The organism is Variovorax paradoxus (assembly GCF_030811855.1).
GTDB classification, from domain to species: domain Bacteria; phylum Pseudomonadota; class Gammaproteobacteria; order Burkholderiales; family Burkholderiaceae_C; genus Variovorax; species Variovorax paradoxus_L.
Genome location: NZ_JAUSRN010000004.1, coordinates 145,738 through 161,072, shown reverse-complemented (window position 1 = coordinate 161,072; position 15,335 = coordinate 145,738). Strand labels below are relative to the sequence as shown.

Here is a 15,335-nt window from a genome sequence, read left to right as displayed (position 1 = left end):
CTCTTCCATGCCCGCCATCGAATCCCGGCTGCACACGGCCAGCGAATCCTTTCAGGCCCACCGCGCCGGTATGTTGGCGCTGCTCGGACAGGTGCGGTCGCACGAGGCTCGTGCTGCGGCAGCCTCGAATGCGTCGGCCGAGCGATTTGCCAAGCGTGGCCAGTTGCTGCCGCGCGAGCGACTCGCACTGCTGCTCGACACCGGCGCACCCTTTCTGCCGCTGGCCTCGCTCGCGGGGCTGGGCCACGACAACGAAGACCTTGGCAAGAGCGTGCCGGGCGGCGGCGTGATCGCAGGCATCGGCCGGGTCTCGGGCGTGCGCTGCATGGTCAGCGCGTCCGACTCGGGCATCGATGCCGGCGCACTGCAGCCCATGGGCCTGGACAAGCAACTGCGCGTGCAGGAGATCGCGCTCGAAAACAAGCTCCCGTATGTCCAGCTGGTGGAAAGCGCGGGCGCCAATCTCATGCAATACCGCGTGCAGGATTTCGTGCGCGGCGGCGGCATCTTCCGCAACCTGGCGCGGCTCTCGGCCGCGGGGCTGCCGGTTGTGACGGTGACGCACGGCTCGTCGACCGCGGGCGGCGCTTACCAGACCGGGCTTTCCGACTATATCGTGATGGTGCGCGACCGCACCCGCGCCTTCCTGGCCGGACCACCGTTGCTGAAGGCTGCCACCGGAGAGATCGCCACGGAAGAAGAGCTGGGCGGCGCCGTGATGCATACCCACGTCTCCGGCCTTGGCGACTACCTGGCCGAGGACGACCGAGACGCGATCCGCATCGCGCGCTCGATTCTCGGCGGCATCGATTGGGCCCGCGACGAAGCGCCGCGCCGGTTTGCACCACCGCTGTACGAGGCCGAAGAACTGCTTGGCATCATGCCGGGCGATGGCCGGCGGCCGGTGGACATGCGCGAGGTCATCGCGCGCATTGCCGATGGTTCCGAGTTCCTCGAATTCACCGAGCACTACGGCAGCGCCACGGTGTGCGGGCACCTGCGTCTCGAAGGCCACGCCGTGGGCATCGTCACCAACAACGGGCCCATCGACTCCGATGGCGCCACCAAGGCCACGCACTTCATCCAGGCCTGCTGCCAATCGCGCACGCCCATCGTCTACCTGCAGAACATCACGGGCTACATGGTGGGCCGCGCGCACGAGGAGGCCGGCATCATCAAGCACGGCGCCAAGATGATCCAGGCCGTGACCAGTGCCACCGTGCCGCAGATCACGCTGCACTGCGGCGCCTCATACGGCGCAGGCAACTACGGCATGTGCGGCCGAGGCTTTGCCCCGCGCTTCTGCTTCTCGTGGCCCAACGCGCGCACAGCGGTGATGGGCGGCGAGCAGGCGGCGCAGACCATGGCCATCGTGATGGAAGCCGGGATGTCTCGCAAGGGAACGGTCGACCGCGCGAAGATCGACGCCATGCAGCGGCAGATCGTCGAGCGCTTCGAGCGGCAGACCAGCGTGTTCACCACCAGCGCGCTGCTGCTCGACGACGGCGTGATCGACCCGCGCGACACGCGCGCGGTGCTGGCCGAAGTGCTCTCGGTCTGCCGCGACGCCGACGCGCGCTTGCCGCAGGCGATGCAGTTTTCGGTGGCGCGGCCATGAGTGCTTTCCACAAGGTCCTGATCGCCAACCGCGGCGAAATCGCCGTGCGCGTGATGCGCACCGCGCGCGCCATGGGCTATCGCACGGTGGCCGTGTATTCGAGCGCCGACGCTGATGCGGAGCATGTGCGGCAAGCCGATCAGGCCGTGTGCATCGGCGAGCCGCTGCCGGCGCAAAGCTACCTGAACATCGCCGCCATCATCGAGGCCGCGCATGCCAGCGGCGCGGAGGCGGTGCACCCGGGATACGGGTTCCTGGCCGAGAACGCGGACTTCGCGCAAGCGTGCCTCGATGCGGGCCTCGTCTTCATCGGCCCCTCGCCAGCGGCCATTCGGGCCATGGGCGACAAGGCCGGTGCCAAGCGCCTGATGCAGGCGGCCGGCGTGCCCTGCATTCCGGGCTATCAAGGCGAAGACCAGCGCGCGACCACGCTCACGGCGGAGGCGGAACGCATCGGCTGGCCCGTGATGATCAAGGCGACGGCCGGCGGCGGCGGGCGGGGCATGCGGCTCGCGCCTTCGGGCGCGGTGTTTGCCGAGCTGCTGCAAAGCGCCCAGTCCGAGGCTCTCCATGCCTTCGGTGACGCGACCGTGATTCTGGAGCGCGCGATCGTTGCGCCTCGGCACATCGAGATCCAGGTGTTTGCCGACCGGCACGGGAACGCCATCCACCTCGGCGAACGCGATTGCTCGGTGCAGCGCCGGCACCAGAAGGTGATCGAGGAATCGCCTTCGCCGGCGGTGTCACCAGCCTTGCGCGAACGCATGGGCGCGACGGCCGTGGCGGCCGCAAAGGCCATTGGCTATGAAGGCGCGGGCACGCTCGAGTTCCTGCTCGACGCCGAAGGCCAGTACTGGTTCATGGAAATGAACACCCGGCTGCAGGTGGAGCATCCGGTGACAGAGGCCGTGACCGGGCTCGACCTGGTCGAGCTGCAGTTGCGCATTGCGGCCGGCGAGCCGCTGCCTCTTGAACAGAATGATGTGCGCATGAGCGGCCACGCAATGGAAGTGCGGCTCTGCGCCGAAGACCCGCAACAGGGTTTCATGCCGCAAAGCGGCACGCTCGCCGCATGGCGGCCTTCGCCGAGCTTGCGCACCGAGCACGCGCTGCGCGATGGCGCCGCCGTGCCGCCCTTCTACGACTCGATGATCGCCAAGCTCGTGGCGCACGGCCGCACGCGCGACGAAGCGAGGCAGCGGCTGATCGCAGGGCTGCGGGACACGGTCGCATTGGGCGTTGCGACCAACCAGCAGCTTTTGCAGCGGGCCCTTTCGCATCCCGTGTTTGCCGATGGCAATGCAACGACGGCCTTCCTTGCCGAGCACGCCGATGCATTACTTGCGCCCGATGTCACCATGGAAGAGCGCGCCGTATGGCTGGCCGCGCTGCTGCTTCAAACGGGCGAACGCGGATGGCCCTCGCCGCTTGCGCACACGCTGCCGAATGCCTTGCGTTTTGCACTCGACAGCAAGGTGCACGCGGTGCGGGTGACCCCGCAGGGCTCGGGTCGTTTCGACGTCGCCGTCGACGCATCGCCGCCCACCGCCGTCGAGTTGCTCTCGCTGTCCGGCGACGGCCACATGCGCTTCTTGTGCGGCGGCGTCTCGGAGCATGCTTTGGCAGTGCGCACGTCCGCCGATCGATCGTGGTTCCATTTTCGCGGCCAGGCCTTCGAACTGCGGGACCTCACACATGTCGCCGTGCCCCGCGCCGAAGCCGCAGGCGGCGACGGCCTGCTTCGCGCCTCGATGAACGGACGCGTCATCGCGCTGCTGGTGGCCGAGGGCGATGCCGTCGCCGCCGGCCAGCCGCTCGTGACGCTCGAAGCCATGAAAATGGAACATGTGCATTGCGCGCCGCGCGCCGGCCGCGTTGCCGCATTGCACGTGGCAGTCGGCACGCAGGTGGCCGCGCGCCATGTGGTGGCGGAGATTGCCGACGCATGACGGCGCACACTGCACCTTGCCAGTTCTTCCGAAGGCCTTTCGAATGAACACCTCTTCCCGCTACCGTTCCGTGTTCGCGCCCGGCCTGTTCGCCGGGCAGGTGATCGTCGTCACCGGCGGCGGCTCGGGCATCGGCCGCTGCACGGCGCACGAACTCGCATCGCTCGGCGCACAGGTGGTGCTGGTCGGCCGCAATGCGGAAAAACTGCGGCAGGTGCAGGCCGAGATCGTCGACGGGGGTGGAAAGGCGAGCATCCAGGCCTTCGACATCCGGCAGGAAGAGGCGGTGCGCGCGGCGGTGGCCGACATCATTGCAACGCATGGCCGCATCGACGGCCTCGTCAACAACGCGGGAGGCCAGTACATCACGCCACTCGCGGCCATTTCGGCCAAGGGCTGGGAGGCGGTGATCCACACCAACCTCACGGGCGGCTTTCTCGTCGCGCGCGAATGCTTCCTGCAAAGCATGCAGGCGCACGGCGGCGCCATCGTGAACATCGTGGCCGACATGTGGGGCTCCATGCCCAACATGGGTCACAGCGGCGCCGCGCGCGCGGGCATGGTGAGCTTCACCGAAACGGCAGCGCTCGAATGGGCCGCGAGCGGCGTGCGCGTCAATGCCGTGGCCCCAGGCTACATCGCATCGAGCGGCATGGACCATTACCCGCCCGAGGCCGGCGACATGCTGCGCGCGATGCGCAACACCGTGCCCGCAGGGCGCTTCGGCAACGAGGCCGAGACCTCGGCCGCCATCGCATTCCTGCTGAGCCCGGCCTCCAGCTTCATCAGCGGCAGCGTGCTGCGCGTGGACGGCGCGCGGCCTCAGGTGCGCATGGGCTGGCCGATGGCGCTGCCCGATGCGAAGGTGCGGCAGCGCGCGGCGGTGCGGCCTTTCGAAGGCTTTCATCTGGCCGAGACGCCGCGCGTGTTCAAGGACGGCGGCGAATCGCCGAACGACTGATTGGAGACAACCGCATGCAGTACACCCACGAACATCTCGAGATCCAGAAGACGCTGCGACGCTTCATCGACGACGAAATCAATCCGCATGTCGAGGAATGGGAAGAGGCCGAGATCTTTCCCGCGCACGAGGTCTTCAAGAAGCTCGGCAACCTGGGCATGCTGGGGCTCAACAAGCCCGAGGCCTTCGGCGGCGCCGGGCTCGACTATTCGTATGCGATGGCGATGGCCGAGGCGCTCGGCCACGTGAGCTGCGGCGGCGTGCCGATGGCCATCGGGGTGCAGACCGACATGTGCACGCCCGCGCTCGCGCGCTTCGGCAGCGACGAACTGCGCCGCGAGTTCCTGGCACCGGCCATCGCGGGCGACACGGTCGGCTGCATCGGCGTGAGCGAGCCCGGCGCCGGCAGCGACGTGGCGGGCCTCAAGAGCCATGCGCGCAAGGATGGCGGCGACTACCTCATCAGCGGCCAGAAGATGTGGATCACCAACAGCCTGCAGGCCGACTGGATGTGCATGCTGGTCAACACCGGCGACGGCCCGGTTCACCGCAACAAGTCGCTCGTGATGGTGCCGATGGACAGCCCCGGCATCGAGAAGGCGAAGAAGATCCGCAAGATCGGCATGCATTCCAGCGACACGGGGCTCATCTTCTTCAACGACGTTCGCGTGCCGCAGCGCTACCGCATCGGCGAAGAGGGCCAGGGCTTCGTCTACCAGATGCAGCAGTTCCAGGAAGAGCGCCTGTGGGCCGCCGCGAGCTCGCTCGAACCCATGGAAGACTGCATCGCGCAGACCATCGAGTGGGCACAGCAGCGCCACATGTTCGGCGCCACGCTGGCCGACCAGCAGTGGGTGCAGTTCAAGCTGGCCGAACTCAAGACCGAGGTGGAAGCGCTGCGCGCCCTCACCTACCGCGCCTGCGACCTGCATGTGCAAGGCGAAGACGTGCTCGAGCTGGCGTCGATGGCCAAGCTCAAGACCGGCCGGCTCACGCGCCAGGTGGCCGACACCTGCCTGCAGTTCTGGGGCGGCATGGGCTTCACGCTCGAGAACCGCGTCTCGCGCCTGTACCGCGACGGCCGGCTGGGCTCCATCGGCGGCGGTGCGGACGAAGTGATGCTCGGCATCCTTGCGAAGACCATGGGCATCGCCAAGCGGCCGCCGCGCGGCTGAACGCGATGGACGCCGAACTGCAAGCCGACCGCGCGGCGCTCGCCGACACGGTGCGGCGCTTTGCCGAGAACGAGATCGCGCCGCATGTGCAGGCCTGGGACGACGCGGGCGAGTTCCCCCGCGCACTCTATGCGCGCGCCGCGGAGTTGGGCCTGCTCGGCCTCGGCTACCCCGAGGCGTTGGGCGGCACGCCGGCCTCGTATGCGCTCAAGCTGCCGGCGTGGATCGCGCTGGCGCGGCATGGCAAGAGCGGCGGCGTGCTCGCCAGCCTGTTCTCTCACAACATCGGGCTGCCTCCGGTGGTGCTGCATGCCAGCGACGCGGTGCGCGCCGAGGTTGTCCCCGCCGTGCTGCGCGGCGAGAAGATTTCGGCGCTTGCCATCACCGAGCCTGGTGGCGGCTCCGACGTGGCGGCACTGCGCACCACGGCAAGGCGCGACGGAGAACACTATGTGGTGAACGGAGAGAAGACCTTCATCACCTCGGGCATGCGCGCCGACTGGATCACGGTGGCGGTGCGCACCGGCGAGGAGCGCGGTGCCGGCGGCATCTCGATGCTGCTGGTGCCCGGCGATGCGCCCGGCCTCACGCGCACGCGCCTCGCGAAGATGGGCTGGTGGTGCTCCGACACCGCGCAGCTGCACTTCGACAACGTGCGCGTGCCCGCGCGCTACCTGCTCGGCAACGAGGGCGCGGGCTTCCGCATGGTCATGGGCAACTTCAACGGCGAGCGCATCGGCCTCGCAGCCGGCGCGCTCGGCTTTGCAGAGGCCTGCCTCGACGAGGCGCTGGCCTGGTCGCAGGGGCGCAAGACATTCGGCGCCGCGCTCATCGAGCATCAGGTGGTCCGCCACAAGCTGGTCGACATGAAGATGCGCATTGCCTCCGCCGAGGCATGGCTGGAGGCGGTGTCGGCGCAAGGCGATGCGCACGAGGCGGCGGGCCGCTTCAACGCGCCTGAATGGGTAGCGCAGGTCTGCATGCTCAAGAACCACGCCACGCAGACCATGCAGTTCTGCGCCGACCAGGCGGTGCAGATACTCGGCGGGATGGGCTTCATGCGCGGCGCGGTGAGCGAGCGCATCTACCGCGAAGTGAAGGTGATGATGATCGGCGGTGGCGCCGAGGAGATCATGAAGGAACTGGCGGCGCGGCAGCTGGGTTGGTAACCCGGGGCGACGACATTCAGGAACGCCCGGGCGCGCCGGAGGTCCAACGATCCAGCACTGTCGCTGGGTCGCAGGAGACCACCATGTTCACATACGGCTTTGGCACCTTCTTGCTTGTCTTGCTGGTGGTGCTGCTTGTTTCTGCCATCTGGATTTTTCGCGAATACGAACGCGGCGTCGTGTTCACCTTGGGACGGTTCACCAGGGTCGCGGGGCCCGGGCTGGTGATCGTGGTTCCCCTCATCCAGCAGGTGGTGAGGGTCGATCTGCGCACCGTGGTGCTGGAGGTGCCGACCCAGGACGTGATCTCGCGCGACAACGTGTCGGTGAAGGTCAGCGCGGTCGTCTACTTCCGCATCGTCGATGCCGAAAAGGCCATCATCGAGGTCAAGGACTTCTTCAACGCGACCAGCCAGCTGGCGCAGACCACGCTGCGCTCGGTGCTGGGCAAGCACCAATTGGACGACATGCTGGCCGAGCGGGAAAAGCTCAACCTGGATGTGCGCGAGTCGCTCGACGTGCAGACGGCTTCGTGGGGCATCAAGGTCTCCAACGTCGAGATCAAGCAGATCGACCTCACCGAATCGATGATCCGTGCCATCGCGCGGCAGGCCGAAGCGGAACGCGAGCGGCGCGCCAAGGTGATCCACGCCGAAGGCGAATTGCAAGCTTCAGAGAAGCTGTTCCAGGCCGCGCGCGTGCTGGCACAGGAGCCGCAGGCGATCCAGCTGCGCTACCTGGAAACACTGACGGTGATCGGCGCCGACAAGAACACCACCATCGTGTTCCCGCTGCCGGTCGACTTGTTGTCGACTTTCCTGTCGAAGCCCGCGTAGCGTGCCCGTCAGTCGCTTTTTTCGGGTCCGCCCTGTGGTGCGGCGGCAAGCGCCGCCGCTGCGCGCAGCTTGTCCTTCTTGCTCGGCCGCTTGCCCTTGATGCCGCCGGTGCCCGAGGCGTCGACCATCGGCACGGCGGCTTCGGTCGGCTCGAAGCCTTCGATGCGCTCGCGCGGAAGGCTCAGGCCCTGTCGCTTCTCGATCAACCGAAAGTGCGCCTCGGTGGCCGCGCTCACGAAGCTGATGGCCAGGCCGCTCTCGCCGGCACGGCCGGTGCGGCCGATGCGGTGGATGTAGTCGGTGGGCGAGCGCGGCAGGTCGTAGTTGATCACCACCGGCAGCTGCGCAATGTCGATGCCGCGCGCGGCCAGGTCGGTGGCAATCACCACGTCCCACCGGCTCTCCTTGAACTGCGCAAGGATGCCGGTGCGCGTGCCCTGCGCAATGTCGCCGTGGAAGGGCACCGCGTACACGCCGTTCTTGTAGAGCTTCTCGGCCACGGTCTGGGCCGCATGCTGCGTGGCGACGAAGACCAGCACGCGGTCCCACTCGTTTTCTTTCAGCAGGTGGCGCAGCAGCTGCGTGCGGCGGTTCGCATCGACCTCGATCACGCGCTGCACGATGGCGGGCTCGGTGCCGGGCTCGCCCTGCACGTCGATCACCGCAGGGTCTTGCAGCGTACCGTCGGCCAGCGCCTGGATGGCGGGCGGGAAGGTGGCCGAGAACAACAGGTTCTGGCGCTTCGCCGGCAGCAGCGAGAGGATGCGGCCAAGCTCCTCGGCAAAGCCGAGGTCGAACAGGCGGTCGGCCTCGTCGAGCACGAGCATTGAAACCGCGTTGAGCTTCAGCGCGTTGTGGTCCACCAGGTCGAGCAGCCGCCCCGGCGTGGCCACCACGATGTCGGCGCCGCCGCGCAGGCTCATCATCTGCGGGTTGATCGACACGCCACCGAAGGCAATGGCGATCTTGAGCCGCTCGGGCAGGTGTTGCGCCAGGCTGCGCATCGTCTCGCCGACCTGGGCTGCGAGTTCGCGCGTGGGCACGAGCACCAGCGCGCGCACGCGGCGGGGCGCCTGGGCGGGTTCGGCGGCCAGGCGCTGCAGCAGCGGAAGGGAAAATGCGGCGGTCTTGCCGGAACCGGTCTGCGCCGAGCCCCGCACGTCGCGGCCTTGCAGAATGGCGGGAATGGCCGCAGCCTGGATGGCGGTCGGCGCGGCATAGCCGCTTTCGGCGGCAGCCTGCACGAGCGCGGGGGCCAGGCCCAGTGAGTCGAATGGCATGTGGAGAGACAGTGAGATGAAACCGGAAGCAGTGAAGACGAACTGAAGAAGAGATCGACCGAATGGCAACGATGAAAAGCAATCAGGCCAGCGCCCTGGTGTACTCCACCGAGGCAGGCGGCCGCATGTGCCCCGAATGCCGCGCGCCGATGGCGCAGTGCCGCTGCAAGGAGAACAAGGCGCGCATTCCGGCCACCGACGGCATTGTGCGTGTATCGCACGAGACCAAGGGCCGCAAGGGCAAGGGCGTGACCGTGGTCAAGGGCCTCGCGCTCGATGCGGCCGCGCTGGCGGCCGTGGGCAAACAGCTCAAGACAGCCTGCGGCTCGGGCGGCACGGTGAAGGACGGCACCATCGAGATTCAGGGCGATCGCCGCGAACTGGTGATCGCCGCCCTCGTGAAGCAGGGCCAAACGGTCAAGCGCGCGGGAGGCTGAAGCCTATGAAACCCGAAGACCTGCAGCGCCTCGTCACGCTCCAAATGCCTTTTGGCAAACACAAGGGCACGCTGATTGCCGATTTGCCCGGAAATTATCTGAATTGGTTCGCACGCGAGGGTTTTCCCTCGGGCGAGATCGGCCGGCTGCTCCATTTGATGCATGAAATAGACCACAACGGGCTTTCCGGGCTGCTCCAACCGTTGCGAAACCGCCCTTCAGGACGTGATGTTTCGTAATAACAGCGAATTTCGCCACGCTTTTCCCGGTTCGGATTGATAATCCGGCCTACGTGTCTGTGAGCATGCTCCCGTGCACGTAATTCGGTGATCGGTCAGTTTCGCGCCACAGCGCATTTGTTTGTTGTGATTCTGGGACTCCATCGCTTTGTATTGTTGGTTTGAATTAGGAGTCCCTCAATGGGCAAGAAACTCTACGTAGGCAACCTCGCCTACTCCGTGCGTGATAACGACCTGGAACAGGCTTTCGGCGAGTTCGGCTCGATCGTCAGCGCCAAGGTCATGATGGAACGCGACACCGGCCGCTCCAAGGGCTTCGGTTTCGTGGAAATGGGCACCGACGCAGAAGCGCTGGCTGCCGTTGAAGCCATGAACGGCCATTCGCTCCAGGGCCGCGCCCTGACCGTGAACGAAGCACGTCCGATGGAAGCTCGTCCCCCCCGTACCGGTGGTGGCGGCGGCTACGGCGGCGGCGGCGGTGGTGGTGGTTACGGCGGTGGTGGTGGCGGCGGCGGCTACGGTGGTGGCGGCGGTGGCCGCAGCGGTGGTGGCGGCGGCTACGGCGGCGGCGGCGGTGGCCGCGGCGGCTACTAAGCCCTCACGCGCTTACCCGCACTCATCAAGAGAGCTCCGGCTCTCTGAATGAATAAAAGCTCCTTCGGGAGCTTTTTTCGTTTCTGCGCGCGTCCTTTCATGCGGCGGAGGGAGAACCCTTGTACGCATTTGTCCTTACCGTGCCGGTCAGCCAGCGGTCAGCCGCGCCCGACGACCCTCACCGGTCCAATCAAGAGGGTCGAGACAAATGCGGATCAAGAGTCAGGCTGACTTCTTTTCAGGAGTCATGTTCACAGCCGTGGGCGGTGCTTTCGCCATTGGCGCCACCACCTACACCATCGGAGACGGTGCCCGCATGGGGCCGGGTTACTTCCCACTCATGCTGGGCATTCTGCTGGCCATCCTGGGAGCATTCATCATGTTCCAGGCGATGGTGGTCGAAACCGCGGGAGGCGACCCGATCGGCAAATGGGCCTGGCGGCCACTCGCCTTCGTGCTCGGCGCCAACCTGGCATTCGGCATTCTGCTCGGCGGCCTGCCGAGCATCGGCTTGCCCGCCATGGGCATGATCGTCGCGATCTACGCGCTCACCATCATCTCGAGCCTGGCCGGCCAGCAATTCAAGCTGCGCGACGTGCTGGTGCTGTCCACCATCCTGGCGGCCGGCAGCTATGTGGCCTTCATCTGGGCGCTCAAGCTCCAGATCCAGGTCTGGCCTACATTCATTTCGGGTTGAGGAGCACACCGCCATGGAACTGTTCCACAACCTCGCGACCGGCTTCGGCGTCGCCTTCACCTTCACCAACCTGCTGTACTGCCTGGTCGGCTGTATTTTGGGCACGCTGATCGGCGTGTTGCCGGGCATTGGCCCGGTCGCGACCATCGCAATGCTGCTGCCCGCCACGTACGCGCTGCCGCCCGTGTCGGCGCTGATCATGCTGGCCGGCATCTACTACGGCGCGCAGTACGGCGGCTCCACCACCGCGATCCTGGTGAACCTGCCCGGGGAGTCATCCTCGGTGGTCACCTGCATCGACGGCTACCAGATGGCAAGGCAGGGCCGCGCAGGCCCTGCACTGGCCGCTGCGGGCCTGGGTTCGTTCTTCGCGGGCTGCGTGGGTACGTTGATCCTGGCCGCCTTTGCGCCGCCGCTGACCGAGCTGGCCTTCAAGTTCGGGCCGGCTGAGTACTTCTCGCTGATGGTGCTGGGCCTGATCGGCGCCGTGGTGCTTGCTTCGGGCTCGCTCCTCAAGGCGGTGGCGATGATCGTGCTGGGCCTGTTGCTCGGCATCGTGGGCACCGACGTGAACTCGGGCGTAGCGCGATTCAGCTTCGACATTCCTGAACTCACCGACGGCATCGGCTTCGTGGTGATTGCCATGGGCGTGTTCGGCTACGGCGAAATCATCGGCAATCTCTCGCAGCCTGACGACGAGCGTGAGGTGTTCACGCACAAGGTCAAGGGCCTGTGGCCCACCAAGGAAGACTTCAAGCGCATGACGCCGGCCGTGCTGCGCGGCACGGCGCTGGGCTCTGCCCTGGGCATCCTGCCCGGTGGCGGTGCGCTGCTGGCAGCTTTTGCGGCTTACGCGCTCGAGAAGAAGATCAAAATGCGCCCGGGCGAAGTCGCCTTCGGCAAGGGCAACATCCGCGGCGTGGCATCGCCCGAGTCCGCCAACAACGCCGGCGCGCAGACCTCCTTCATTCCGCTGCTGACCCTGGGCATTCCGCCCAACGCCGTGATGGCGCTGATGGTGGGTGCAATGACCATCCACAACATCCAGCCGGGCCCGCAGGTGATGACCAGCAACCCCGAGCTGTTCTGGGGTCTGATCGCCTCGATGTGGATCGGCAATGCGATGCTGATCATCCTGAACCTGCCGCTCATCGGCATGTGGATCAAGCTCTTGACGGTGCCCTACAAGTTCCTGTTTCCGGCGATCGTGCTGTTCTGCGCCATTGGCGTGTACTCGACCAACAACAACACCTTCGACGTGTGGATGGTCGCAATCTTCGGCTTCATCGGCTATTTGTTCCTGAAGCTCAAGACCGAGCCCGCGCCGCTGCTGCTGGGCTTCATCCTCGGGCCGATGATGGAAGAGAACCTGCGGCGCGCGCTGCTGCTGTCGCGCGGCGCATGGAGCGTGTTCGTCACGCGGCCGCTGTCGGCCGGCCTGCTGGTGGCCGCGGCGCTGCTGCTCGGCATCGTGCTGCTGCCGTCCATCAAGGCGAAGCGCGAAGAAGCCTTCGTCGAGGAATAGACGCAGCTAGTGCAATAACAATTGCCAAGCCATGCCGGCCAGCGCGGAGCTGAGCACCACTGGAATCACGCCGGCCTTGAAGCGAAACAGTGCGATGGCCGCGACAACGCCGATGACGGCGGAGGCGGTCTCGAAGGGGCCTGACAAGCCCGTGGGCCAGAGCACGTGGTAGGCGAAGAAGACCGCCAGGTTGACGATCACACCGACCACGGCCGCTGTGATGGCGGTCAGCGGGGCGGTGAACTTCAGGTTGCCGTGGGTCGACTCGATGAAAGGTCCGCCCAGCAAAATGAACAGGAACGACGGCAGGAAGGTGAAGAAGGTCACCACCGCCGCCGCCGCGGCGCCGGCCGAGAACAGCGCGTGCGGGCCGAACAGCGCCTGCCCCCAGCCGCCGACGAAACCCACGAACGACACCACCATGATCAGTGGGCCGGGCGTGGTTTCTCCGAGCGCCAGCCCGTCGATCATCTGCGCGGCGCTGAGCCATTGATAGTGGTCGACCGCGCCCTGAAAGACATAAGGCAGCACCGCATAGGCGCCGCCGAAGGTCAGCAGTGCCGCTTTGGTGAAGAACCAGGCCATCTGCGTGAGTGCGCCATGCCATCCGTACAGCGCTGTGAGAGCGGCGAGGGCACCGAGCCAGAGCAAGAGGAACACCGCCAGCACGCGCACGAAGCGGCCCCAGCCGAAGAGGGCGTGCTGCGGCGTCGGCGTGTCGTCGTCGATCAGCGCCGGGCCGGCCGATGCCGCGGCCGCGCCGTGCGCTCCGCCGGCTGCAAAGGAAGCCGGCGCGAATCGGTTGCCCAGATAACCGATGGCTCCCGCGCCCAGCACGATCAGCGGAAACGGCAGCCGCAGCGCAAAGATCGCCACGAACGCGGCGACCGCAATCGCCCAAAGCCACGCGTTCTTGAGCACCCGGGAGCCGATGCGCCAGGCAGCGAACAGCACGATGGCCGTGACCGCGGGCTTCACGCCGTAGAGCAGGCCCGCCACGGCCGGCACGTGGCCGTAGGCCATGTAGGCCCATGACAGCGCAATCAGGATGAAGAGCGACGGCAGCACAAAGAGCACGCCCGCCGCAATACCGCCCCAGGTGCGGTGCATGAGCCAGCCGATGTAGGTGGCCAGCTGCTGCGCCTCCGGGCCTGGCAGCAGCATGCAGTAATTGAGCGCGTGGAGAAAGCGCTTTTCCGATATCCAGCGCCGCCGCTCGACCAGTTCCTGGTGCATGAGCGCGATCTGGCCGGCCGGGCCGCCGAAGCTGATGAAGCCGAGCTTGAACCAATACACGAAGGCCTGCCAGAAGCTGACGGGTGCGGGGCGTTCAACAGGCTCTGGCAGTGCCATGAAATCGGACTTTCTCGATTTGCTATTTCAGGAACGCGTCATAGGCGGTCTTCAGGATCAGCGCGCTCACGACGACGATGAACACCACCCGCACGAAGCCGGCCCCGTGCTTCAATGCAACACGCGTACCCAGCAGGCTGCCGGCCACGTTGGCCACCGCCATCACCAGCCCATAGTGCCACCAGACATGGCCCTTGAGCGCGAGCAGCAGCAGGGCCGCGGCGTTGGTGAGTGTGTTGATGACTTTGGCTGACGCGGATGCGTTGAGAAAGTCGTAGCCCATCCAGCGCACGAACAGGAAGACGAGGAAACTGCCGGCGCCGGGGCCGAAGAACCCGTCGTAGAAGCCGATGGCAAGCCCGATGGCGCAAGCCGCGAGCGTTTCCGCGCGGCCGCTGAAGCGCGGCACATGGTGGCGCCCCAGGTCCTTGCGCGCCACCGTGTAGATCAGCACGCCCACCAGCACGACCGGCAGCGCACGGCGCAGGAAATCGCCCGGGAACAGTGTCACCCCCCACGCGCCCAGCATCGAACCTGCGAAACCGACAACTGCGGCAGGCCATAGGGCGCCCCAGCGCATCTGCACCCGCTGGCTGAATTGGGCCGCCGCAGCCGCCGTGCCCCAAATCGAAGCACTTTTGTTGGTGCCCAGCAACGTGGCTGGCGGTGCCCCCGGAAATACGGCGAACAGCGCCGGTACGAGGATCAATCCGCCACCGCCCACGATCGAGTCGACAAAGCCCGCGAGCAGCGAAGCACCCGTTACCACCAGCATTTCCATGGCGAGATTGTCGCACCCGGGTCGCTATCGAAAAGGGAGCTTCATATGAAGGCGGGGCGTGCATGAAAGCCCTCTTCGGCCAGTGCGAAGACGCGCGCCAGACGACCAATAAAAAAGGCGCCGACCAGCGGCGCCTTTCAAGTTCAAACACGGCTTCTCGAACGGAAGCCTTGAAGAATTTTTGTTGTAGACCGAATTTGTCTCCTCGGACCCTCGGCAGCACGAGCTTGGCCCGTTCGCGAGTGGGCAGACTTTAGGGGGTGCACCGGCCCAGTGCATTGGGAATTACCCGCTTTGCAGTCCCTCCAAAGGCCTCTTCGCCTACAAAAGTGTTTCGGCTCGTTAATGAACGTGGTCCCACAATGTGGCACGACTTGTGCACGCAAACGGATGAGCCATTCCTGGAGGACCGCCCCATGTCCATGTCCGAAAGCGATCGCATTGCCCTCGCAGCGCGCCTTCACGTCGCGCTGCGGCGAAAGCATGGGCGCGTGACCGACACCGAATGGATGGCCACCAACGCCGAGTACGCCACGGAAATCATCCGCATGACGCGCGAACATGCCGCGGAAACCAAGGACGAGGACCTTTACCTGCTCGCCACCCGACTCGAGCAAGCCATGGAGCCGCTGGCCCGCGCCGCACGGCTCGCGGCGCGAGCGCCCGACGGCATCCCGCCAATACCGCTGCCGCGCTTTGCGGGCGGGCTGGGCTGATCCCC

At 66.3% G+C, this 15,335-nt stretch carries 15 protein-coding genes; 12 read left to right on the top strand and 3 right to left on the bottom strand.

Features of this window, described 5'->3' with window-relative positions; genetic code table 11:
• Positions 1 to 7 precede the first annotated feature (7 nt).
• From J2X92_RS10565 to J2X92_RS10540, 6 genes are all read left to right on the top strand, one after another.
• Positions 8 to 1,618 (top strand): acyl-CoA carboxylase subunit beta, encoded by a 1,611-nt coding sequence (locus J2X92_RS10565; RefSeq protein ID WP_307575520.1) that lies wholly within the window; start codon positions 8 to 10, stop codon positions 1,616 to 1,618.
• Positions 1,615 to 3,567: an acetyl/propionyl/methylcrotonyl-CoA carboxylase subunit alpha gene (locus J2X92_RS10560; RefSeq protein ID WP_307575519.1), complete on the top strand. Its 1,953-nt coding sequence runs from the start codon at positions 1,615 to 1,617 to the stop codon at positions 3,565 to 3,567. The genes J2X92_RS10565 and J2X92_RS10560 overlap by 4 nt, the downstream gene beginning before the upstream one ends.
• Positions 3,568 to 3,610: 43 nt before the next feature.
• Complete coding sequence (locus J2X92_RS10555) at positions 3,611 to 4,528, top strand: SDR family oxidoreductase (protein WP_307575517.1); 918 nt, start codon at positions 3,611 to 3,613, stop codon at positions 4,526 to 4,528.
• Between the two features lie 14 nt (positions 4,529 to 4,542).
• The gene (locus J2X92_RS10550; protein ID WP_307575515.1) at positions 4,543 to 5,703 is read left to right on the top strand and encodes an acyl-CoA dehydrogenase family protein; all 1,161 of its coding nucleotides are present in this window, start codon (positions 4,543 to 4,545) and stop codon (positions 5,701 to 5,703) included.
• 5 nt (positions 5,704 to 5,708) lie between these two features.
• The gene (locus tag J2X92_RS10545; protein WP_307575514.1) at positions 5,709 to 6,872 is read left to right on the top strand and encodes an acyl-CoA dehydrogenase family protein; all 1,164 of its coding nucleotides are present in this window, start codon (positions 5,709 to 5,711) and stop codon (positions 6,870 to 6,872) included.
• Positions 6,873 to 6,955: 83 nt separating this feature from the next.
• A complete protein-coding gene (locus tag J2X92_RS10540) occupies positions 6,956 to 7,708 on the top strand; it encodes a slipin family protein (protein ID WP_307575512.1) in 753 nt (250 codons plus the stop codon).
• 8 nt (positions 7,709 to 7,716) lie between these two features.
• Here the strand turns inward: J2X92_RS10540 and J2X92_RS10535 are convergent, their stop codons facing one another.
• Positions 7,717 to 8,988, bottom strand: coding sequence for a DEAD/DEAH box helicase (locus J2X92_RS10535; protein ID WP_307575510.1), 1,272 nt, complete (start codon positions 8,986 to 8,988; stop codon positions 7,717 to 7,719).
• Between the two features lie 62 nt (positions 8,989 to 9,050).
• On the opposite strand from J2X92_RS10535, the gene J2X92_RS10530 reads away from it, so the two are divergent.
• From J2X92_RS10530 to J2X92_RS10510, 5 genes are all read left to right on the top strand, one after another.
• Positions 9,051 to 9,425 carry a translation initiation factor Sui1 gene (locus J2X92_RS10530; protein WP_307575509.1) on the top strand — a complete coding sequence of 125 codons (375 nt, stop codon included), beginning with the start codon at positions 9,051 to 9,053 and terminating at the stop codon, positions 9,423 to 9,425.
• Between the two features lie 5 nt (positions 9,426 to 9,430).
• Positions 9,431 to 9,664, top strand: a complete 234-nt coding sequence (locus J2X92_RS10525; RefSeq protein WP_082517498.1) for a DUF3820 family protein — start codon at positions 9,431 to 9,433, stop codon at positions 9,662 to 9,664.
• 180 nt (positions 9,665 to 9,844) lie between these two features.
• Positions 9,845 to 10,258, top strand: coding sequence for an RNA recognition motif domain-containing protein (locus J2X92_RS10520; RefSeq protein ID WP_055800576.1), 414 nt, complete (start codon positions 9,845 to 9,847; stop codon positions 10,256 to 10,258).
• A gap of 208 nt (positions 10,259 to 10,466) precedes the next feature.
• On the top strand, positions 10,467 to 10,955 hold the full coding sequence (locus J2X92_RS10515; protein ID WP_093021365.1) for a tripartite tricarboxylate transporter TctB family protein: 489 nt from the start codon (positions 10,467 to 10,469) through the stop codon (positions 10,953 to 10,955).
• 13 nt (positions 10,956 to 10,968) lie between these two features.
• The gene (locus J2X92_RS10510) at positions 10,969 to 12,480 is read left to right on the top strand and encodes a tripartite tricarboxylate transporter permease (protein ID WP_307575506.1); all 1,512 of its coding nucleotides are present in this window, start codon (positions 10,969 to 10,971) and stop codon (positions 12,478 to 12,480) included.
• 6 nt (positions 12,481 to 12,486) lie between these two features.
• On the opposite strand, the gene chrA is transcribed toward J2X92_RS10510, so the two are convergent.
• Together chrA and J2X92_RS10500 are read right to left on the bottom strand one after the other, a co-directional pair.
• A complete protein-coding gene (chrA, locus tag J2X92_RS10505; protein ID WP_307575505.1) occupies positions 12,487 to 13,833 on the bottom strand; it encodes a chromate efflux transporter in 1,347 nt (448 codons plus the stop codon).
• A 22-nt stretch (positions 13,834 to 13,855) separates the two neighbouring features.
• On the bottom strand, positions 13,856 to 14,614 hold the full coding sequence (locus tag J2X92_RS10500; RefSeq protein WP_307575504.1) for a TSUP family transporter: 759 nt from the start codon (positions 14,612 to 14,614) through the stop codon (positions 13,856 to 13,858).
• A gap of 416 nt (positions 14,615 to 15,030) precedes the next feature.
• Between J2X92_RS10500 and J2X92_RS10495 the strand changes: the two genes are divergently transcribed.
• Positions 15,031 to 15,330 (top strand): hypothetical protein, encoded by a 300-nt coding sequence (locus J2X92_RS10495; protein ID WP_307575502.1) that lies wholly within the window; start codon positions 15,031 to 15,033, stop codon positions 15,328 to 15,330.
• Positions 15,331 to 15,335: the final 5 nt, after the last annotated feature.